Source organism: Shewanella aestuarii, from assembly GCF_014647215.1.
Lineage (GTDB): Bacteria > Pseudomonadota > Gammaproteobacteria > Enterobacterales > Shewanellaceae > Shewanella > Shewanella aestuarii.
On the sequence record NZ_BMOT01000002.1, the window covers coordinates 130,079 to 151,846 of the forward strand.

Here is a 21,768-nt window from a genome sequence, read left to right on the forward strand (position 1 = left end):
AATGATCAACGATCCTCATTTTGAGAGAGAACAAGACAAGTACGACAATCCCATTCCTAGCCGCGAGTATATTTTAGAGTACTTGCGCGCTCAAAAGTCACCTGTTACCCGTGACAAAATCGCAGAAGCATTAAACATTTCCGCAGAAGAGCCACTAGAAGCCCTGCGTCGTCGTTTACGTGCAATGGAACGTGATGGTCAATTAGTTTTTACCCGCGGTCAAAGCTACGGCTTACCGGAAAAAATGGATTTATTATCTGGCACGATTATTGGTCATCGTGATGGTTTCGGCTTTTTAAAGCTTGAAGAAGGTGGTGACGATTTATTCATTAGTAATCGTGACATGCTGATGTATTTTCATGGAGATAAAGTATTGGCCCAAAAAGCCGGTACCGATCGCCGTGGGCGACGTGAAGCACGGATTGTGCGTTTAGTACAAGAGCGCAGCGCTGCACTTGTGGGCCGTTACCATGTTGATGGCGGTATGGCATTTGTGATTGCCGATGACCGTCGTATCACCCAAGAAATCTTAATCGCCAATGAAGATAAAAATGGTGCTCGCGCCGGTGATGTGGTGGTGGTTGAATTAACTCGAAGACCAGGGCGTTTTGTAAAAGCTGCCGGTAAAGTGACAGAAGTTTTAGGTAAAACTATGGCGCCGGGCATGGAAATTGAAATTGCATTACGCAATTATGATCTTCCCCATACTTGGTCTGCCGTGATAGAGAAAAAACTAAAGCGCATTCCTGATGAAGTGCCAGACTCAGATAAGCAAGGTCGTGTAGACTTACGCCATTTGCCGTTAGTGACTATTGATGGTGAAGATGCGCGAGATTTTGACGACGCCGTGTATGCAGAGAAAAAGCCTGGTGGCGGTTGGCGTTTATGGGTAGCGATTGCTGATGTCAGCCATTACGTGCGTACCGATTCAGCATTAGATACCGAAGCGCGTGAACGCGGAAATTCTGTTTATTTTCCGTCACAAGTGATTCCTATGCTGCCAGAAAAAATCTCGAATGGCCTGTGTTCATTAAACCCCCATGTCGACAGATTGTGCATGGTGGCTGAAATGACCATTGCCGCCAGTGGCAAGCTATCTGGATATAAATTTTATCCAGCGGTCATGCACTCGCATGCGCGTTTTACTTATACCCAAGTTGCCGACATGCTTGAGGGGGGGGCGATTGCTCCAGAGCATGAAGCATTGTTCCCACATTTACAGTGTTTACAGTCTCTATATTTAACGTTAGATGAACGTAGAGCAGAGCGTGGGGCGATCGCTTTTGAAACATTAGAAACCCAGTTTATTTTCAATGAGCAGCGCAAGATTGATAAAATCGTGCCAAGAGGCCGTAATCAGGCACATAAAATTATTGAAGAATGTATGATTTTAGCAAACGTAGCCTCTGCTAAGTTTGTTAAAAAGCACAAAGGTGAAGTGTTATACCGTGTGCATGAAGCGCCTTCAGAGCAAAAACTGGCTAACTTTAAAGAGTTTTTGGCTGAGCGTGGATTATCTATGGAGGGCGGGTTAGAACCCACGCCGTCTGATTATCAAAATATCATGCTTAAAATTGCTGACAGACCGGATTCTGAACTGATTCAGGTAATGCTGTTGCGCTCAATGCGTCAGGCTATTTACAGCCCTGATAATGACGGTCACTTTGGCCTTGCATTAGAAGAATACTCGCATTTTACCTCGCCGATCCGTCGTTATCCCGATCTGGTACTTCATCGTGTCATTAAGTATTTATTAGCTAATGAGCAAGGTGAAGTTAAAGATAAGTGGACCCAAGATGGTGGCTTTAAATACAGTCTTGAAGAACTTGATGCCTTAGGTGAAGAGTGCTCTATGACTGAGCGCCGTGCCGATGAAGCGACTAGAGATGTGAGCGATTGGCTTAAATGTGAATACATGCAAGATCATGTCGGTGATGATTTTGATGCCGTGATTGCCTCTGTTACTAACTTTGGTTTGTTTGTGCGGTTAAACGATCTCTTTATCGACGGCTTGGTGCATATTTCTAGCTTAGCCAGTGATTATTATCAGTTTGATCAGATGCGTCAGCGTCTTGTCGGTGAAAACACTCGCCAAGTCTATCAAGTTGGTGACGAAGTGAGTGTTAAGGTGGCTGCGGTGAATTTAGATGATCGCCAAATTGATTTGATCATAATTGGGGATAACAGTAAAGGCAAAGGAAAGCGTCGCAGCAGTACTAAACCGTTAACCGCGCGCGAACGTGTGAATTTAGAAGGTGCCAAATTAGCTAGAGGCACGAAAGACGCTGAGACACAGTCAAAAGGGCGAGCGAAAAAGACCCTTTCAGATAAAAAGCGGGCACCTACAGCTAAAGGCGCAACCAAAAAGTCTGCGGTTAAAAAGCCCAGAGTAAAGAAAACTGGCCCGAAGAAAGCGGGTGCTAAGCCATCGAGTAATAGCGAGTCCGCCACCAAAGCGGGCAGTGCAAAACGCAGTAAGAGAAAAAGCTAAATGAAAAAACAAGATATAATGTTTGGTATTCACGCCGTTGAAGCCTTATTAAAAAATAGCCCTGAACGTGTTATTGAATTATGGCTATTGCAAGGGCGTGATGATGAACGTTTAGCCCCTATTGTTGAGGCGGCACAGGCTGCTGGTCTTAAATCGCAACGTGCGGCACGAAAAGTGTTAGATGAAAAAGCTGAAAGCACCCAGCATCAAGGTGTTGTTGCGCGCGTTACGGCGGCTAAAGTGCTCGCTGAAAATGAGCTAGACAGCTTACTGAATAAGCTCACTGCCGATGATAAAATTCCGTTCTTTTTAATCTTAGATGGTGTAACCGATCCACACAATTTAGGTGCCTGTTTACGTAATGCCGATGCGGCAGGTGTGCATGGGGTGATTGTGCCTAAGGATAACTCTGTTGGTCTCACATCCGTTGTCAGCAAGGTTGCCTGTGGCGCGGCTGAAATTGTGCCATTATTCCAGGTGACTAATTTGGCTCGTACTATGCGTCATATTCAAGAGAAAGGCGTATGGATTTTTGGTACAGCCGGTGAAGCCGATAGCAATGTTTATCAGGCAGACTTGAAAGGCGCATTGGCCATTGCTATGGGGGCTGAGGGTAAAGGTTTACGTCGTCTTACGCGTGAAAGTTGTGATTCTTTAATCTCAATTCCAATGGCTGGCAGTGTTTCAAGTTTGAACGTGTCGGTTGCTACTGGGGTGTGTTTGTTTGAAGCTGTGCGTCAGCGCTTAGCGAACTAAACATTGCTGTTGATATAAAGTAGTGGATAAAAAAAGCGAGCATTAGCTCGCTTTTTTGTGTCTATAAAATCAAGGTTTATGCTTGAGCCTTTTATACATCAGTAGATTTTTTTGATGGTTCTAAGGAGTCAGGCACAATGTCATCATCGTTTTCAATATCGGTGACTTGAGTGTAATCCGGCTCATCTTCGAGGGCATCATCTTCGTGGCCTACCATATCAAATGCATCATCTTCTGGGTTTATCATTTGATTTTGTACTGACTGTACATTCACTCGAGGATCAAAGGATGCAGCTAAAGGCGATGATACCAAGTCACCACCGGCCATAACATAGTCATTGCTTGAGCCTTGCTCTGCTTTTTGTTTGTTATTAATGAACAATAAACGGATCACTAATGTGAAGGCACAAATACTCATAAACCCATAAAGCATGTCATTACCAATTTGCTGCATCAATGCAGACGCGATAAGGGGGCCAATACTGGCACCTATACCGAAGGTCACTAAAATGGTCGCGGATAAGCCAACACGTTCATGTTGCTCCACGCGCGAGTTAGCCAATGCGGTAGCCAAAGGGTAAAGGGTAAAAGCCAGCACACCGAATATTGCGGTTAATACTAGAGAGATTTGTGCATCAAAGGGCACTAAAGCAATAATTAACACTAAGGTGCCCAGTAAACCGCAGTTGATACGAATAAGTCGGCTGCGAGGCATTAAGTCAGAGAGTTTGCCCATTGGCCATTGGGCAAGTAAACCTGCCAAAATGGTACAGGTCATATAAAGCGCTACAGATTGAGGCTCAATACCCTGTGCGGTTGCATAGGCGGGAGCAAGGCCATAGAAACATCCTACAATCATGCTACCTAAGGCAATGGTTGTAAGAGCTTGTGGCGCACGCTTCCAGTAATGCTTCATATTAAGCGGTGCAGGTGTTAAAGGCTCGGGATGAATACGTCGAGTAATTGCGATTGGCACAATACATAAAGCAAAACAAATCGCGATAAGAAGCAAAGGTTCTAAGCCAAGCTCTGGATATAGACTAATTGCACCTTGTCCCGCCATTAACGCTAGATAGGAGACTATCATGTAACTGGCAAATACAGTGCCGCGCTGACTTGGTTCAGATTGTTCGTTAAGCCAGCTTTCAAGCACCATGTATTGACACATCATGCCCATACCCACTAACACACGTAATACCAGCCAAATGGTGAGGTCCTCAATTAAGGCATGCCCTAACGCAGAGGCGGTGACAACCCCCGCACACGCGACAAATGCGCGAATATGACCCACTTGGGCAATCAGTTTATGGCCCACCTTTGATCCACACACTAGGCCAATGTAATAAGCGGACATCATGCCACCTACCCATATTTGCGGCACTTCCATTGTCGTGAGTTTTAGGCCTAAATAGGTTGTGAGTAGACCGGCGGCAAGCACCATCATGAAGGTGGTGCTGTATAACGAGGTGAAACTACGTAGTGGACTGGTCATCACACTGCCTCTATTTTATTCATTATCACTCAGCGGGAAGAGGGGGCATTATTGGAAAGTGTACAATAAATTAAACGTGGTAACAGTATCTGTTTTCTGGCTATCTTGAGGCACGTCTGCAGTATATTTGATGTTAACCCCAATTTTGAAAGCCCAATCTTGAATAAAGGTATTTCGGTAGTTCATGTCTAAGGTCAAGGTATTATTTTCACGGCCTGTTTCAGCGGTGACATCGGCATTTAAACTGGTATATTCTTGCAATTTGATTGAGTACTTCGCCGCAGAACGAACAATAATATCTTCGTTTGAAACTGGGTTTGGTTCAGCAACAGAATCGGTTGGTAGGTCATATCGATAACCGGGACCGAATTCTAAACTCAGCTTAGTTTTGTTATTTTTAATTAAATCAAAACCATAACCGCTAGATATGGTGTAAATCTTAGTGTAGGAGCCGTATTCATCCCAAGTGAATTCACCACGACCGAATACATAACCGCGTTCTAATTTGTAGTTAGACTGTAAATACACTTCATATTTTTCGGCTGTCGCCTCTGTACCGTCGGCAGCGTAGTAAGCTTTAAAGGTTCCTTCTTGCTTAGTTTTCAGCGTGTCATAGGTAAGGTAAGTGCGGCCATTAAAGTTCTTGGTTTCATTATTACCACTATTAAGCTGCAAACCTGCTTCGATTTCAGCATTAAAATCATTTTCTGGCTCTTGATAATCTGGCGGCACTAATGCCCATGCAGAAGGGGATAAAGCAAGTAAACAGCAGATAGGTAGCGCTTTTTTCATGGGGATCACTAATTCTTTTTATTTGACATAAGCTAAATTCAACTGGGCTTATGATACCTGTAATCAATTACGCAGGAAAGAACACTTTATTACTTGAGTTTACATAAGACTTTCGGTATTATCGCGCGCTCAAATCAGTCACTTTAATTCGTTCCTTGCCTCAAACTTGGTCTGACTGAGCCAAAACGAGGCTACTTAACCGTAAGGAGCAATAAATGCGTCATTATGAAATCGTATTTATGGTTCACCCAGATCAAAGTGAACAAGTCCCAGGTATGATTGAGCGTTACACCGGTGTTATCACCGCTGCAAACGGTTCAGTTACACGTTTAGAAGATTGGGGCCGCCGTCAATTGGCTTACCCAATTCAAGACCTACATAAAGCTCACTATGTTCTTATGAACGTAGAAGCAACTGCAGAGTCTATCGAAGAGTTAGAAACAGCTTTCCGTTTCAACGACGCTGTTCTGCGTAACATGGTAATGCGCACTAAAGTTGCCGTTACTGAAGCTTCTCCAATGGCGAAAGCAAGAGATGAGCGTGATTCACGTCGTTCATCTTCTGATGATCGTAACACTGAAGAAGAAAGCGCTGAAGAAAACGCTGAATAATTTTTTCTGTGAATAATCACTTAACTTTGTTTGGAACCATTACGCGTTCAAAGCAAATGAGTAGCCCCAGCGGGATAAATCATACGATTATTACGCTAGAGCATAAGTCACAGAGGTATGATGCAGATTTATTACGAAACGTATACTGCCTTATACAAGTGGTGTTGAGTGGTCCACGCTTTAATAGCGTAGCAGATAAATTAAAAGCAGGTGTGCACGTTGAAGTAGAAGGGTTTCTTTCACTCCAACAAGGACGAAATGGTCAAAACCGTTTAGTACTGCATGCTGAAAATGTCGAATTGAAAACTTAGGAGACTGTCAACATGGCACGTTATTTCCGTCGTCGCAAGTTCTGTCGCTTCACATCTGAAGGCGTAACAGAAATTGATTACAAAGATATTGTAACATTAAAGAACTACATCACTGAAAGCGGTAAGATTGTTCCTAGCCGTATCACTGGTACTAGTGCTAAATATCAACGCCAACTAGCTCGCGCTATCAAGCGTGCTCGTTATCTTTCTCTACTGCCATACACTGATTTACATCAGTAATTGCAGTATTAATTCTTAATCGAATATAGAGGATTAGATAATGAACGTTATTCTGCTAGATAAAATCGCAAACTTAGGTAGCTTAGGCGACCAAGTTTCAGTTAAAGCGGGTTATGCACGTAACTTCCTTTTACCATTTGGTAAGGCCGTTGTTGCTAACGCTGCAAACATTGAAGTATTTGAAGCTCGTCGTGCTGAATTAGAAGCTAAATTAGCTGCTGACTTAGCTACTGCGACTGCACGTGCTGAAAAATTAGCTGCATTAGAAGGTGTTGTAATTGCTTCTAAAGCAGGTGATGAAGGTAAATTGTTCGGTTCAGTTGGCAACCGTGACATCGCTGATGCAGTAACTGCAGCTGGCGTTGAACTTGCTAAAGCTGAAGTTCGTTTACCTTTAGGTGCTTTACGCACTACTGGTAACTTCGAAGTTGAAGTTCAAGTACACACTGAAGTTAAAGCTATCGTTAAGATTTCTGTTGTTGCAGAAGCTTAATTATTGCTAGCGCTTTAAAAGAACACCGCCATTAGGCGGTGTTTTTTTTACTGCTTTTAATCTCAACGTCATTCATTACTGCTACTCAAATTCATATTTATAAGATATGCCAATTTTCTTATTTTCACCGTAGTTACTATCTGAAATAAAACCATAAGTATTGATAGATTGGTTGTTGCCAATTTTGTAGCTAATGCCCGTTCCATACCAATGACTAGCATAATCTGAACTTCCTCTCGCCCCACCACCAAAAGCCATTAGAGTCCAATTGTCAGATAAAGATTTCAATCCAAAAGCACCAATGTAAGCACCATGTGAGGTGCTAGGCATGAGAATGATGTCACTATGATAAGGTGCACTTCCAGTGGTTACGACTTCACCGTTGGTATAGTGATAACCTGCCATCGGGAATATTTGCCAGCCCCCAGGGGTAAAGCCAAAATAACTCAACGGAATGAAAGTGCCAATGCTGTAACCGTTATTATGAGCTCCGTCATCATATTCATTACGGTTAACATTAAAGTTCACAATACCAAAGTCAAATAGCCATGAGCCGCCAAGTCGCCAATCACTGCCATCATCGTTGATGCTCATATTGATCATTCTAGTTTCGTCTAAACCAATCGAGCCTGAAAAAGTAAATTGTTCGTTATATCCAACCCCCAGTTTAGTCACAATTTTAGTTGGATCTTCGGGATTTTTCTCTGTGGCAAAGGCCTCTATATTCAAAGATATCACTGAGATAAAAAGGCATAAAAATTGATTATTTAATTGCATGTTGTTGTACGGCTCTGTACTGAAATTGTTAAATATTGTAATCGATATATTCAAGTCATTTGGAATACCCCATATTCCACATAACTAAATAATAAAGTGAACGGAAATAATTACTCTTGTGCGAGTTAACTGATGCTTTGTTAGTCGCAACATTGAAGATAATTGAAGTATCATTTGAGCCGTATTTATCGTTGCCATACTAAACGGTTTAATTTAACTTAAAGTTTTGCTGCGCTTTATGTATCGAGAATTAAATCGCTGGTTTTGTTTTATAAAGGACTCTCATGCCAAGTTTGATTAGAATCGTGTTAATTAATACTCACCTGCCTGGTGTTGTAGAATTAGCGTTAAACGGCCATACCAATATTTGTGGTACCAATGCCTCAGGTAAAACCACCTTGCAACGTCTTGTTCCGGTTTTTTATGGCGAATACCCAAGTCGGGTAGTGCCATCAACTCGTGACAGTTTTGAGCGTTGGTATTTGCCGCACGATTCAAGTTACATCATTTATGAATACCAAAAAGATGATGGGTTACTTTATCAAGCTGTATTAGCGTCGGCTGGCGATGGCAAAGGCGTGAATTATCGTTTTATTGCCCGTGGTTTTGCGCTTGAGGACTACGTTAAAAATCGCAATGGCGATACGATTATTTGTCATTCAATGGCTGAGCTTGGACGTGAAGTTAAACGCCAAGGTGTTGCCCATACTAACTTATTAAACACCCGTGAGTTTAGAGCGATTATCCAAAATGATCGCAGCTTATTAAACACAGGGGCGAATCGCAATGAGCTGCGCACTTACGCGCGGCAATTCTCTTTGTGTGACAGTGAACATTCTCTACGTCACATTGAAAAATTAGCCAAAGCTGTGCATTCCAAAGAAGGCAAGATGGAGACGGTGAAGTCAATGATCGCCGCTATTTTGGAAGAAGATGGGGTTAACCCTCCTAGCTCTCGGCTCAATCCACAAAGAGTGGAGTCTTGGATCCGTGAAAGCCAACTTGTGCAAGGTTTCGAGCAAATTCGCCCAGAATTTGAAAAACTAGAGCAAGAATTCAACCAATTACTCAGTGCAGAGTTACGATTATCAAGCTTATCCCGAGGTTATCGTCATGATGAAACCTTAGAAGCAGATCGCCAAGATGCCAATCAAACCTTAGCCAAAGAATTAAACCTTAAACTCAAAATGTTAGATGAAGAGTGGAAGGATATTCGTGACGAACTGCATGAAGAAATTTCATCAGCAAAAGGTGACTCGCAAAAGTTTGAACACGAATTAGATGTGATAGAAGAGCAGCATGGAGCATTTTTAGATGCTGATATCGATCAAGCAAAAGCAGATTTAGATAGCTTGCCAAGCTGGCGCCAGGATGTTGAAAACCTCAATGAACGCCATAAATTACAAACTGAGAAACATCAAGATATCGAAGCGGCATTTAATGCCCGACGTTCAAAAATCGCCGAGCAATTACATCGCGAACTTGAAAGTTTACATCAAGACCAAGATAGCCAGCGTGAAACCCGTGATGCGCAGCGTGAGCTTGCCAATGATGATTTAGCCAAGCTAGAAGCGTTTTGGCGCGATCAAAGTGATGCTGGCAAGGCTAAATTTAGCGAGCAAGAATATCAGCTGAAATTAACCGCCGCTCAATTAAAGCATCAGGTTGATAGTGTTTCATACACTGAAGATGAAAAGATGCGTTTAGCTATTTTTGATGAGCGCATTACGCTTGCCGATGAAGAGCAAGAAAGCTGTAATCAAAAAGTAGAGCGTCTTACCATAGATGAGCGCAAGCAAAGGGCGAAGCGCGATCAAGCGAATGAATCACTGCGCATTGCCAGCATTCGTGTGAATGAGCGTGAGCAAGCAAAAGGTGAAATTCATCATATGTTGTTCCCTCAATCACATACTTTACTTGAGTTCTTGCGAAAAGAAGCCCAGGGCTGGGAGCAATCATTTGGTAAAGTGATCGCCCCCGAGTTATTGCACCGTACCGATTTGCACCCCAGTTTAGCTAACCAGGAAACAGATGCACTGTTTGGGGTTCATATTGATTTAAAAGCGATTGATGTGCCTGAGTACGCCCAGTCGGAACAAGACCTACGTATTCGTTTGGCTAAAGCTGAAGAGGCACTGAAAAGTGCGCAGGAGCTACAGGCCGAGCATGAAGATCAGCTAGTTGCCATGAATGATGCGCTAGATAAACTTAATCGAGAGTTAACCTTTGCACGTACAGCTTATAAAAATAGTCGTGAAGATTTACGTCGTTTATTTGATGAAAAACGTAGCGAACAGCAACGTATCGATCAGGCTGTAACAGCGCGTAAATCTGAGTCAAGTAAGCGCTTGGTTCAGTTGGATAATGAGCTAAAACAGCTTAAAAACCAACATCTAGAGTGGCTAAGCGAGCAAAAGTCGCAAGCACTTGAAGCGCGCATGGAAAAAAATGCTTACTGGCAAGAAGTGGTGGGTGCCATTGATAATCAGCTAGGCCAAATAAAAGCCAACATTGAACAGCGTCGCAGCAATGCTAAATCCGAACAAAAAGCCTGTGAAACCTGGTACAAAAACGAACTTAAATCCCGTGGTGTTGATGAAGATGCCATTTTAGCGCTTAAGCGTGAAATTCGGGATTTAGAAACAAGAATCAGCACTGCCGAACAACGCCGCAGCGATGTATTACGCTATGACGATTGGTATCAACATACCTGGTTGACAAGAAAGCCTAAGTTGCAAACCCAGCTGGCCGATGTCAAACGTGCTGCATTAGCCCTTGAGCAGCAATTAAAAAATAAAACACAAGACATTAAAAATCGCCGAACCGAGTTAGAAACTCAGCGTAAAGCATCCGATGCGGCGCAGGTTGAGGCTTCTGAAAACCTCACAAAACTGCGTGCCGTGATGCGTAAACTTGCAGATTTAAAACTGCCAGCCAATAACGAAGAAGCCAGCGGCGGTATTGGTGAGCGTCTACGTCAGGGCGAAGATTTATTATTAAAAAGGGACTATTTACTTGGCTCAGTGAAACAATATATTGAGCACTTCGATAGCGTGATCGCCAGTAAATCTGGTTCGAGTCTTGCTGAATTTTGGGAGCGTGCGCGCGACGAATCAAGCTTTGTAAACGATAAAGGTATTCGCTTACTCGACTACCGTAAATTAGTACCACAGTTAGAGCAGCTATTGAACGTGATGGTGCCGCAATCGTTAATGGCTATTCGTGAACAGGGGCGTATTTTCGGTGTTGATTTAAGCGCATTTTATGATGTACTTGCCGATATCGATCGCCGCATTGCATCACAAAGTGCCCGTATCACCCGTGAAGTAGGCGAAGAGCTCTTTCTCGATGGCGTTTCAGAATCAGCGGTACGCATCCGTTCGCGCATCAGTGAATTAGAGTTCTGGCCAGAACTTGAAGTGTTTGTGAAAGCCTTTAAAGCCTGGAAAGCGGACAACTTCAGCACGCTACCTGATGAGCATTATACTAATAGCATGCGCCGAGCACTGGATATTATTGGCCGAGCGGCATTAACCGGAGGCGTTGCCAAATTATTGGAAATTGAGTTGCGCCTAAAAGAAGGTAACAGTGATTTAATTATTCGAACCGACCGCCAGTTAAATGAATCATCAAGTCACGGTATGGCTTACTTAATTTTATGTAAATTCTTACTGGCATTCACCCGTTTGTTACGCGGCAAAGCGGATGTCACCATTCATTGGCCGATTGACGAGCTAGGCACTTTACATCACACCAACGTCAAGAAGATATTTGATGCCTGCGAAAACAACAATATCAGCGTGTTAGGTGCATTTCCTAACCCTGAATCCGAAGTACTTAATTTGTTTGCTAACCGCTATATCATCAACAAACAAACTAAAAAATTACAAGTGGTTAAACCTAAAGCTAACCCTTTGGCTGAACGTTTAAACCTGCACAAGACTAAAACAGAGGAGTTAGCATAATGACTAGCGAAGTTTATGATAACGATACGGTATTAGTAGGCGCAGGAGCCATTATCGAGCAATTGCTTCGCGGTGAGTTTATTTGTCGTATCACCAATGAAGAAGGCTGGCGCGCGTTAAAAAATAACAGTACCCGTGAACGGGTTGAAAGCTACTTGAACCAAATTAATCGCACTATCGCCAGCGCGGGTGAAGGCGAAGTGTTTTTCTGTGGTTATCTGCAATTGGGCGAAACTGAGCGTAAGGTGGTTACGAGCCAATTTAAAGAAATTTGCTCGGCGCTTATCCCCTTAGTGGAATGGTTGGTATTGGTCCAAGAGGCCAGTGGTCAGGATGCGCCATTAAGTGAGGGGGCTCCTATTCGCTTAACCGAGTTACAGGCACGCATTGAAGATACGCCAGCCTTTAGTGAACAGCTGACAAAACTGAGTCATTACCGTTTATTTGGCTCAAGCAGTAATAATGTTGATGGCCAAATTAAATTAGTGTTTAAGCGCTTAGTTGAATTGGGTTATTTAACCAAACCCAATGCAGAAAAGCAGATTTACATTGCCACAGGTAAGCTAGATTATTTGTATGAAGTGATCCGTTTTATTGATGAAACAGAAGGTCTCAGCCTTGAGGCGCAAGCGGAAACAGCCACTCAGCGGGAGTTGATATGAGTAGCAACTTGCATCAAGCGGGGGTTAAGCTACTCAAGCAACTGGGTCGACATGCAGATGTGATCATGGACGCTTACCTTGCAGGCTCGGTCAGTGAGTCAAGTCACGATCCCGCAGTGATTGAAAAGCTTAAAAAAAGTGGTCTACTGTGGCGGCCAGAACCCGATCAAGAACTGCGCTTAAAACGATCCGTTCGGGCGTTACTAGAAGAAGGCTTAAGTGATGAGCGTAATCGTCAAATCGACTCTAACGTTGGCTCGGCGCTGGCCACCATTAAAACCTTAGCCGATCACTATAAAGAAGCTCGTTATAATGTCGATTATAGCGCGGCAGAAGCATACCTAGCCGATTTAAGCGAACATGTTTATAGCTTTACCGACAGTTTGCGTTATTCCATCCGGGTGTTATGGGGACGAATTAACAATGAATTTGGTTATGTGGGTACAGTGAATGCCAAAATTCGTGAAAACGAATTAGCCCAAAGCCAGGTCACAGAGTTATTGAACGGTTTGGAAATGTTCCAGTTTAGTGAGCTAGGCGAAATAGCGGGCGATATACGTGAACTGCGCCGTTTATTAATGACCAGTCTGCAAGATACGTTAAGCTACTGCACCCAAGAACTCAGTGTAGTGCAGGGCAGGCTGTTAGAGTTGCTAGGTCGCTTCAGGCAAATTCAAGGACGTACTCGCCTATTAAAAGGTTGGTTATTGCATACCGATTTACACCCTGATTATCAGCCAGATAATCATGTGGCTCACAATAAAATACCCGCATTATTTAATTATGCTGAGGCCATATTAAAGCCTGCTCATGTTGATATCAGCAATCCTCACCATGAGCTTGAGTTACTGCAAATGGTGGCGCAAATTAAGGCTATCAGCCGTGATGAACGTATTGTTGTTCAGCGAGATACCAATGTGACCTTTGAAATGAGTGACGTTGAGGATTTTGATATTCCAGACAACCCACTTAAAGTGGCTGTTGATGAATATTTTTGCGCCATTATTGATACCGGTTTACGTCAGTCTGCGCTTGAGTATTTGCAACAACAGCAACTTAATTGGGATAGCGAAAGTTGGCTTTATCAGGTTATTGGTGGCTACGAAGCGTTACCTATGGAGCACAAACAATTTTTTGAATTGGAACCTATAGGTAAGCCACATCCTATTTACACAGGTAATTTTATCGTCACCGATGTTGAACTGTGGTTGGCCTAGCTTATGGCTAAGCTAACCAAAACACAGTTTAACGCGATAAAAACCGTGGTGATTAATCGATCACCACGGACTAAGTTCAGTAATAATTGGCAAAAAGTATTTGAACAATTCGCCATAGGTGAGCCTGATGGGGCGGGTAAATATCTGTATTTTAGTGGCAGAGATCATGATTTATTGCGTGAAATGGCTCAGGTGGATACTGGTTTTGATGTGCAAAACATCAATTTTAATCAACCCAGAAATACATTGGCAGCCCAAGGAAAGAAAGAAAAGTACGCCAATATCCGCCCTGATGCTAATTATGTTTTAATCCATTTACCCCAAGATTGTTACCCTCCTTTAGCTGGACAATATAGTCTTCGAATGACGGTAGAACAGGCTGTTGCTATTGTCGCTGAACTTCAGTTACAGCATGTGATTGTGGTTGAAAATCTAGACAGTTTTGATGGTATTACGCATTTTTCATTTGATGACAATCTTAAGGCAATTTTTCAGCATGCTATGGTGGTTTATCGTGGCAGTGGTATGCACTCTCCTGCAGGCTGTAAACGTTTATTAGATGAAATCGCCCATGATGAAACCCTGCAAACCAGAGTGAAAGTCGGCGCGTTCACGGACTTAGACCCCGCAGGTATACAAATCGCCCATTTACTGCAAGATTGTGTTTTTGTCATTACGCCAGTATCGGCTAATGAAGCTATTCAACCGTTACTGAAATTCAATGATGCGGACGACTTTGATAAACAATGGCGCCAACAACATTATCTCAACAAGGTCGAGTTACATGGATGGCGAAACTTAGCAAACTGCTTGCAACAATATCGTATCAGTATCAAACAGCAACATATGTTGGCGCATGGTCTTTTGTTAACAGCGCTGCCCATAAAAACGCCTCAGCGGTAGTTTATTGCCCTTTAAATTGCATAAGGTCCAATAAAAACGCTGTAAAGTATGCGTTAAACATTTGTTTCTGCTGCTTACACAGTTTTAAATTAAAATTCGTTCCAATTCAATTCGTTATCTTATTAATTTTTTATTGTCGCCAATTTATTGTCTGTTTTATTGATTAAGCGATTGAAATCTCATATTTGATGGCTCAGTATCTTGGCACTAAAACAACAAGCCTGAGTGTATAAAGGCAATAACAGGATAAACAAGCAAATGATGAAGTCGTTATCAGCTCGTATTTTTACGGGACTTTTTTTGGGGGTTATTTTAGGCAGTATTGTACAGTTTGCCTTATCCGATGTGGCATTTTTCTCTGACACATTGGTCAATATAACTGGCGGTATCGGTACCATGTTTGTCAATATGATCATGATGCTCGTAGTGCCATTAGTGTTTGTTAGTATTGTTTGTGGTGTGTGTGAATTACAGGATTTAAAAAGTTTTGGCCGCTTAGGGGGTAAAACCTTTGGTTTTTACATTATCAACACACTTGTGGCTATCTTAGCTGCATTTGCCGTGGCGATGCTTATCGAACCTGGCAAAGGGGTGGATATGACCAGCAGTGATACCGCAGTTATCACTGCCACAGAATTACCTAATCTGGTTAGTCTTATTGTTAGCATTGTGCCTAATAATCCATTTTCAGCCTTTACCTCTGGCAACATGCTGCAAGTGATTTTTATGGCGTTGCTATTAGGCGGCGTGATGAAGTCGATGGGGGCAGTCGTTGATGGTGCTGTTAAGGGATTTCAAACAGCTAATAAAATCATGATGCGGTTAATTTCAGTGGTAATGAGCCTTGCTCCGATTGGTGTATTTGCGCTGATGTTTAAATTAGGTGCTACGTTAGCGCCTGAAACCTTCGTCAGTGTGGTTGAATATTTAGTATTAATATTAGGCTTACTGCTACTGTGGATTTTTGTGGTTTATCCTTATTCGGTCAGCTTATTTACCCAAGTGTCGGCTAAAACTTTCCGCGAAAAAACCCAAGAGCAAATTCTATTTTCACTGTCTACCGCATCATCAAATGCCACTATTCCCGTTACCATGCGTACCTTGACCGATAAGCTTGGGGTGAGCAAAGCCGTAGCGGGTTTTGGCGTGCCTTTAGGGGCAACGATGAACATGGGCGGGGTGTCAATTTACATCACCATCGCTATTTTCTTTGTGGCTAACGCATTTGGTGTACCGATCAGCGGCGATCAAATTCCTGCCTTATTATTCAGTGTGTTTTTATTGTCTGTTGGCGCGGGTGGCGTACCTGGTGGTGGGATGGTGATGATAGGTGTGTTAATTCACCAGATGGGCTTACCTGTTGAAGCTTTTGCCATTGTGGCGGCATTAGACCGTATTATCGACATGGTACTGACTTCATGTAATGTTGTCGGTGATACTGCAGTATTGACCATTGTAGACCAAACTGAAGCACCACACCGTGTTGAAAAAGAAGTGTAATAGCTAGCTTTATCTATCATCAAAAACGGCTTTATTTAAGGCCGTTTTTGTTTTATAGAGTGTTCGACATCTAAGGTGGTGTTAACTGCCTCTGCGTTTATCTTCGACTTTTGCCATTAAGGTTAATGTTGCCGCTTCCATTTCAGTTAACCCTAAGCCAGAGATTAGCGTGAATGATCGGGTAATATCTCGATAAGCTTGGGGGTAATTGTGTTCAACAATTTCGAGTTCAACAAGCAAATTAAGTGATTGCGATTGTCCAATAAGGTATCCCATCATTCGATGGTACTTAATCGCTTGTTTAAATTGAAGTCTAGCCTCTTCATTACGTCCAAGTCGCTGGTTTATGACGCCAGAAAGTTGTGAGATATAGCCTAAATATAACCATTCGTTCGCCTTAGCTGCATTAGTTTTGGCTATTGACAGTAAAGTGAGCGCGGGCTCAATGTCAGTCATTTCTAGATAAGTCTGGGCCAGTAATAATCTTAATTTAGCCAGTTCACGGTCATTGTTAACCTTTGTAGCATGTTCAATTGCTGAGGTTAACGTCGCTTTAGCTAAAATATATTGGGTGTTTTGATATTGCAGTCTGGCTAATAATCGTCTGGCCAGAAGGTTTTCAGGTTCTGCGGCAATACTCTGTGTCAACTGCTGTTGTGCAAGAACCAAGTCCCCTGACTGGATAAAGCCAAGACCTTTGATGAGTTGTAAGTTACCAAAGTTTGAAGAATATGCGGCCGGTTTCGCGGTTGTGTTAGGGTTGAAAAGTTGGTTAATATCGGCAGCGGTTAAAGTAACGAGTGAATCTAATGTTGTTGACTCAATTAGCTTTTGTTGCTGATGATTTTCTTGATATAAAACATAGGTTAATTGGTATTTTTTATTTACTTTGCTGATACTCGCTTCAATGATATAAGCCGCCCCTGAAATAGCCATTAATCTTTTTATATCAATTTGGTGTTCAAGATTATGTTTAGCGTTGTTTTCAGAGTTATTTAGAGTGCGGTTAATCGTATTGCTAGCATCAGCGAGTTGCATCATAGTGATCGCATCTTCAGTTTGCAGTATGGGGAACTTAGCACCTAGCGTTAACTGATGGTTTAGATTATCCATTGCAGCATAAACATTCCACCAAGGTTGAATATCTTTTGAGGTCAATGTTATCGGTAAAACCAGAATAGAGCCTGATGAGGGAGCATCGGTTGAATTTGAATTGATATAGGTATAAAAACCTAAGATAACCACTATAAATACAATAACCATCGCCAGGTATTTATTTTTATTGGGTTGGACACTGTGCGACATCATTGTCGTCCTTATGTAACGCTTTAAGTATAGTAATTTTAAATTAAGGCTAACTTAGAGGTTAACTAATTCATTGTAAAGCAAAGGTGCTAGGTTCAAACAAAAGTTTGATGACACTATTATTTTACAAACAAAAAAACCGCCTAAAGGCGGTTTGTTGTTATTGGCTATAACTTAATCAATTGATGGCTCTTCACTGTAATCAATACCATGAAAGCTCAAGCACATATCCACTTCATTACGGCTGCCTAAAATCACTGCCACACGCTGATGGATTTCAGTAGGCTGAATGTCCAAAATAGTTTCATAGCCGGTAGAGGCTTTTCCGCCTGCTTGTTCAACCAAAAATGCCATTGGATTAGCTTCGTACATTAAACGTAACTTGAATGGTTTAGCGGGGTTTTTGTTGTCTGTTGGGTAAGTAAATATGCCACCACGGCATAAAACACGATGCACATCGCCTACCATAGCGGCAATCCAGCGCATGTTGAATGACTGCTCACGTGGACCTATTTTACCTAATAATAAATCGGCAATGTAGGTTTGCATTGGCGCTTCCCAAAAACGCTGATTTGACATGTTAATGGCAAATTCTGCGGTATCAGGTGTGATTGCTACCTGGTCATTGGTTAATAAAAATTCACCGCTATCAGGATCTAAAGTGTAAAATTGCGTTCCTTTACCTGTGGTTAATGCCATCATGGTTGATGGACCATATAACACATAACCCGCAGCCACTTGCTGACGACCTGCTTGCAAAAAGCTTTGTTCGTTTAACTCGCCATTTGTTGCCGGTAATACTGAAAAAATCGTACCAACAAGTGAATTGATATCAATGTTTGATGAGCCATCTAGCGGGTCAAAACACACAAGGTATTCACCTTGCTTGCTTACTTCTACGACATAGTCTTCTTCTTCAGATGCTAAACCACGAACGTTACCGTCTGCTTTTAAAGCATCTTTAAGCATATCGTTGGTAATGACATCCAGTTTCTTTTGAGTTTCACCTTGTACGTTTTCTTGTTCGGTTGCACCTAGTACGCCAGCTAGCGCGCCATGACGTACCGCACCACTAATTGCTTTAGAGGTGTCAGCCAAGGTTAAGAGTAATGCTGTAAGTGAACTATTTACCGCTTGTGATGCAAGGGTTTGTGCCAAAGTCTGCATGGTTATTCCTATGACAAGTTTTGAGGTTAAGGTCGTTGATTTTTAGAATAATATAATTGCGGCAGATCATACCCTACAATGGCGCTAATTTCAGCGCCTGATGCGGCATTTTCGTTTTAAGATTAATTCAGGCAAAATGTCCGCATAAATAAATTCAGGAAAATAATAATGATCCCTACATGGAAGCAACACGCTTATGCCGCTTTTTATGCGCTGCCTCTGTTGTTCACTAGCCCTGCACTTATGGCCACACCAATGACTTCAGCTAATTCTGCATCAACTTTCGCCAATACTTCTACCTTTAATACCACTTTACCTCTTCAGGGGCTAGTCGGTGGAAATCAGCCATTAACTATTGAACGTATTCACGCTTCACCAGCATTGGCGGGGGCGAGCCCAAGAGGGTTAAGTTTATCACCAGATGGTAAAAGGGTGACTTATCTTGCTGGCAGAGACAGTGATCAGAGTTTTTATGATTTATGGCAAATGGATATCGCTAGCGGCAAACGAAGTCGCTTAATCGATGCCGATAAATTAGTGGTTGGTGAGTTGTCGGATGAGGAAAAAGCCCGCCGTGAACGGCAGCGTATTTATGGGCAGGGCATTATGGAGTATTTTTGGGCTGATGATAGCCAATCCATTTTAATTCCCGCTTCGGGTCAGTTGTACGTATTTGATGTTAACACCGCCGAGGTCAACTTACTCGACACCGGCGAAGGGTTTGTTACCGATGCCCGTTTATCGCCGAAAGCGAATTATGTGTCGTTTGTGCGCGATCAAAATTTGTTTATCTTAGCGTTAGCCACCAAGCAACTCACAGCACTAACCCAAGATGGCCAAGGACCGATTAAAAATGCCATGGCTGAGTTTGTTGCCCAAGAAGAAATGGATCGCATGACGGGCTATTGGTGGTCGCCAGATGAGTCTCATATTGCCTTTACCCGTATTGATGAGTCGGGTGTTGAGCTAGTGACTCGCAATGAAATCTATGCCGACGGCATTAAACTTACTGAGCAGCGTTACCCTTATGCAGGTAAGTCTAACGTAGTGATAGAGCTAGGCGTGGTGAACGTTTCTGATAAACAGACTCGCTGGATTGATTTAGGTGCGGATAAAGATATGTATTTACCACGCGTTAAATGGTTACCAGACAGTCAGCATTTGTCGTTTCAATGGCAAAGCCGCGATCAGCAAGCGTTAGATTTACGCGTAGTGGATATTAATCACCCCACTAAAATTGACACAATAGTAACAGAGCGCAGCCAAGCCTGGGTCAATTTACATAATGATTTGCACTTTTTGAAGCTGCAGCCAACAGTGGTTTGGGCCTCAGAACGTGATGGTTTTAATCACCTTTATTTGTTTGATTTAAATGGTAAATTAGTGCGCCAGCTGACGCAAGGTGATTGGGTTGTCGACAAGGTTGAATACATAGATGAGCAACAAGGTTGGTTATATTTTTCTGGCCGCAAAGACAGCGTGGTAGAGCGTCATTTATATCGAGTTAACTTAGCAACGGGCAGCGACAGCATTGAACGCATTAGCCAACGTTCAGGTATGCATGACAGTGTGTTTGCGGAAAACAAGCCAGTTTACCTAGATTATTTCAGTAGCTTACAACAGCCTCCACAAATCAGTTTGCATGATCAAAATGGTAAGCATCTTACTTGGGTTGACCAAAATGACGTTAATGAGTCACACCCCTTGTATGCATTAGCGGGTCAGTGGCAAATGCCTGATTTTGGTTATATCAAGGCTGATGACGGCCAAGCATTACAATATCGCTTATTTAAACCCGTACCCTTTGATAACAACAAAAAATATCCGGTGGTGGTGAGAGTTTACGGCGGCCCACATGCTCAATTGGTGGTTAATGCTTGGAGCGAGGCCGACTATTTTACTCAGTATTTATTGCAACAAGGTTATGCTGTATTTCAATTGGATAATCGCGGCAGTGCTCATCGAGGCACGCAGTTTGAACATGTGATTTATAAAAACATGGGTGATGCGGAAGTGCGCGATCAAAAGGCTGGAGTAGATTATCTACGAAGTTTGCCCTTCATTGATGGAGATAATGTGGCTATTTATGGCCACAGTTACGGCGGTTATATGGCATTGATGAGCCAATTTAAAGCCCCGGATTACTTTAAAGCCGCAATATCGGGCGCACCGGTTACTGATTGGCGTTTATATGATAGCCATTATACCGAGCGTTACATGGGCAATCCTGAAACCAATAAGCAAGGTTATGATGCTGGCAGCGTGTTACCTTATGTCAAAAACTACCAATCGGGTTTGTTGATGTACCACGGTATGGCGGATGACAATGTGTTGTTTGAAAACAGCACTCGTGTGTATAAAGCGCTGCAGGATGAAGGTAAATTGTTTCAAATGATCGATTATCCAGGGTCGAAACATTCTATGCGTGGCGAGAAAGTGCGTAATCATTTGTACAAATCGCTAGCGGCTTTTTTGGATAGCCAATTGAAGTAATGAGTAGTTGATTTGATGCTTATTGAAAGCGAATGGGGTTTAGCCCCGTTCGCTTTTTTGTTTTTAAGGCCACGGCAGCATTTGTATTGGGTAGTTTTTCAACGTGGAGCCTCTATTTAACGCATTGCCCGCTGTAGGATGGTTCAGGATAAATGGAATGTCGCGATCACATGGATTGGAAAGAGCGACCCTATGATTTATCTCTTCGATTTGGCTTCATTGGTGGTAACTCGGGTAGATCTTGGGTTGTTATTCATACTAATACTTGGGGGGCAAATCTAAGAGGCAAAAATTTAGATGCAGATGAACCAGCGTATTCAAAACATGCTGAAGTTTCACTGTGTGAAATGATTTGAGTAAGACAAATGGATGCTGAATTAATAGTATCACAAGGATTTTTTGTTTTAGTTAAACCAAAGAAGCGCATGTACCACCCTAATTGAGCTTCGGCATAAGGTTACTCTTTCAAATCCGCGACTTTCCTTTCTCCTGAATATCTCTGTGGCAGTAAATGGATAATAATGGATCATTGAGCTTCATTTATTTACCCGATATGATAATTTCGACTATTGGGGCTAATTTTATCTGTTAGA

18 protein-coding genes are annotated in these 21,768 nt (G+C 42.5%); 13 read left to right on the forward strand and 5 right to left on the reverse strand.

Going from position 1 to position 21,768, the window contains the following annotated elements; genetic code table 11:
- Window position 1 precedes the first annotated feature (1 nt).
- On the forward strand, window positions 2-2,491 hold the full coding sequence (rnr, locus tag IEY03_RS04455) for a ribonuclease R (protein ID WP_188840154.1): 2,490 nt from the start codon (window positions 2-4) through the stop codon (window positions 2,489-2,491).
- On the forward strand, window positions 2,492-3,247 hold the full coding sequence (gene rlmB / locus IEY03_RS04460; RefSeq protein ID WP_188840155.1) for a 23S rRNA (guanosine(2251)-2'-O)-methyltransferase RlmB: 756 nt from the start codon (window positions 2,492-2,494) through the stop codon (window positions 3,245-3,247). It abuts the gene before it with no gap.
- Window positions 3,248-3,338: 91 nt separating this feature from the next.
- On the opposite strand, the gene IEY03_RS04465 is transcribed toward rlmB, so the two are convergent.
- Together IEY03_RS04465 and IEY03_RS04470 are read right to left on the reverse strand one after the other, a co-directional pair.
- A complete protein-coding gene (locus IEY03_RS04465) occupies window positions 3,339-4,739 on the reverse strand; it encodes an MFS transporter (RefSeq protein WP_188840156.1) in 1,401 nt (466 codons plus the stop codon).
- A 48-nt stretch (window positions 4,740-4,787) separates the two neighbouring features.
- Window positions 4,788-5,531 carry a DUF481 domain-containing protein gene (locus IEY03_RS04470; RefSeq protein WP_188840157.1) on the reverse strand — a complete coding sequence of 248 codons (744 nt, stop codon included), beginning with the start codon at window positions 5,529-5,531 and terminating at the stop codon, window positions 4,788-4,790.
- A gap of 215 nt (window positions 5,532-5,746) precedes the next feature.
- Here IEY03_RS04470 and rpsF point away from each other — a divergent pair, with 215 nt between their 5' ends.
- The 4 genes from rpsF to rplI are packed head-to-tail and all read left to right on the forward strand — an operon-like array spanning window position 5,747 to window position 7,186.
- On the forward strand, window positions 5,747-6,142 hold the full coding sequence (rpsF, locus tag IEY03_RS04475; RefSeq protein WP_188840158.1) for a 30S ribosomal protein S6: 396 nt from the start codon (window positions 5,747-5,749) through the stop codon (window positions 6,140-6,142).
- 8 nt (window positions 6,143-6,150) lie between these two features.
- Window positions 6,151-6,453 carry a primosomal replication protein N gene (gene priB, locus IEY03_RS04480; protein WP_188840159.1) on the forward strand — a complete coding sequence of 101 codons (303 nt, stop codon included), beginning with the start codon at window positions 6,151-6,153 and terminating at the stop codon, window positions 6,451-6,453.
- A 12-nt stretch (window positions 6,454-6,465) separates the two neighbouring features.
- On the forward strand, window positions 6,466-6,693 hold the full coding sequence (rpsR, locus tag IEY03_RS04485; protein ID WP_130598554.1) for a 30S ribosomal protein S18: 228 nt from the start codon (window positions 6,466-6,468) through the stop codon (window positions 6,691-6,693).
- Between the two features lie 40 nt (window positions 6,694-6,733).
- Window positions 6,734-7,186, forward strand: coding sequence for a 50S ribosomal protein L9 (rplI, locus tag IEY03_RS04490; RefSeq protein ID WP_188840160.1), 453 nt, complete (start codon window positions 6,734-6,736; stop codon window positions 7,184-7,186).
- Between the two features lie 81 nt (window positions 7,187-7,267).
- Here the strand turns inward: rplI and IEY03_RS04495 are convergent, their stop codons facing one another.
- On the reverse strand, window positions 7,268-7,963 hold the full coding sequence (locus IEY03_RS04495; protein WP_188840161.1) for a hypothetical protein: 696 nt from the start codon (window positions 7,961-7,963) through the stop codon (window positions 7,268-7,270).
- Between the two features lie 284 nt (window positions 7,964-8,247).
- Between IEY03_RS04495 and IEY03_RS04500 the strand changes: the two genes are divergently transcribed.
- The 5 genes from IEY03_RS04500 (at window position 8,248) to IEY03_RS04520 (ending at window position 16,210) form a co-directional block, all read left to right on the forward strand.
- Complete coding sequence (locus IEY03_RS04500; RefSeq protein WP_188840162.1) at window positions 8,248-11,928, forward strand: ATP-binding protein; 3,681 nt, start codon at window positions 8,248-8,250, stop codon at window positions 11,926-11,928.
- Window positions 11,928-12,590, forward strand: a complete 663-nt coding sequence (locus IEY03_RS04505; protein WP_188840163.1) for a condensin complex protein MksE — start codon at window positions 11,928-11,930, stop codon at window positions 12,588-12,590. Before IEY03_RS04500 ends, IEY03_RS04505 begins: the two co-directional genes overlap by 1 nt.
- Complete coding sequence (locus IEY03_RS04510; protein ID WP_188840164.1) at window positions 12,587-13,807, forward strand: phosphoenolpyruvate carboxylase; 1,221 nt, start codon at window positions 12,587-12,589, stop codon at window positions 13,805-13,807. Before IEY03_RS04505 ends, IEY03_RS04510 begins: the two co-directional genes overlap by 4 nt.
- A gap of 3 nt (window positions 13,808-13,810) precedes the next feature.
- On the forward strand, window positions 13,811-14,710 hold the full coding sequence (locus IEY03_RS04515) for a DUF7281 domain-containing protein (protein WP_188840165.1): 900 nt from the start codon (window positions 13,811-13,813) through the stop codon (window positions 14,708-14,710).
- Between the two features lie 258 nt (window positions 14,711-14,968).
- Window positions 14,969-16,210, forward strand: a complete 1,242-nt coding sequence (locus tag IEY03_RS04520) for a dicarboxylate/amino acid:cation symporter (RefSeq protein ID WP_188840166.1) — start codon at window positions 14,969-14,971, stop codon at window positions 16,208-16,210.
- 81 nt (window positions 16,211-16,291) lie between these two features.
- Here the strand turns inward: IEY03_RS04520 and IEY03_RS04525 are convergent, their stop codons facing one another.
- On the reverse strand, window positions 16,292-17,518 hold the full coding sequence (locus tag IEY03_RS04525) for a YfgM family protein (protein WP_188840167.1): 1,227 nt from the start codon (window positions 17,516-17,518) through the stop codon (window positions 16,292-16,294).
- Window positions 17,519-17,689: 171 nt separating this feature from the next.
- Window positions 17,690-18,682 (reverse strand): class 1 fructose-bisphosphatase, encoded by a 993-nt coding sequence (locus tag IEY03_RS04530; protein ID WP_188840168.1) that lies wholly within the window; start codon window positions 18,680-18,682, stop codon window positions 17,690-17,692.
- Between the two features lie 255 nt (window positions 18,683-18,937).
- Between IEY03_RS04530 and IEY03_RS04535 the strand changes: the two genes are divergently transcribed.
- Complete coding sequence (locus tag IEY03_RS04535) at window positions 18,938-21,175, forward strand: S9 family peptidase (protein WP_373290834.1); 2,238 nt, start codon at window positions 18,938-18,940, stop codon at window positions 21,173-21,175.
- A gap of 152 nt (window positions 21,176-21,327) precedes the next feature.
- Entirely contained in the window at window positions 21,328-21,531 is a 204-nt protein-coding gene (locus tag IEY03_RS04540) for a hypothetical protein (RefSeq protein WP_188840170.1), read from the forward strand.
- The last annotated feature ends 237 nt before the right edge of the window (window positions 21,532-21,768 follow it).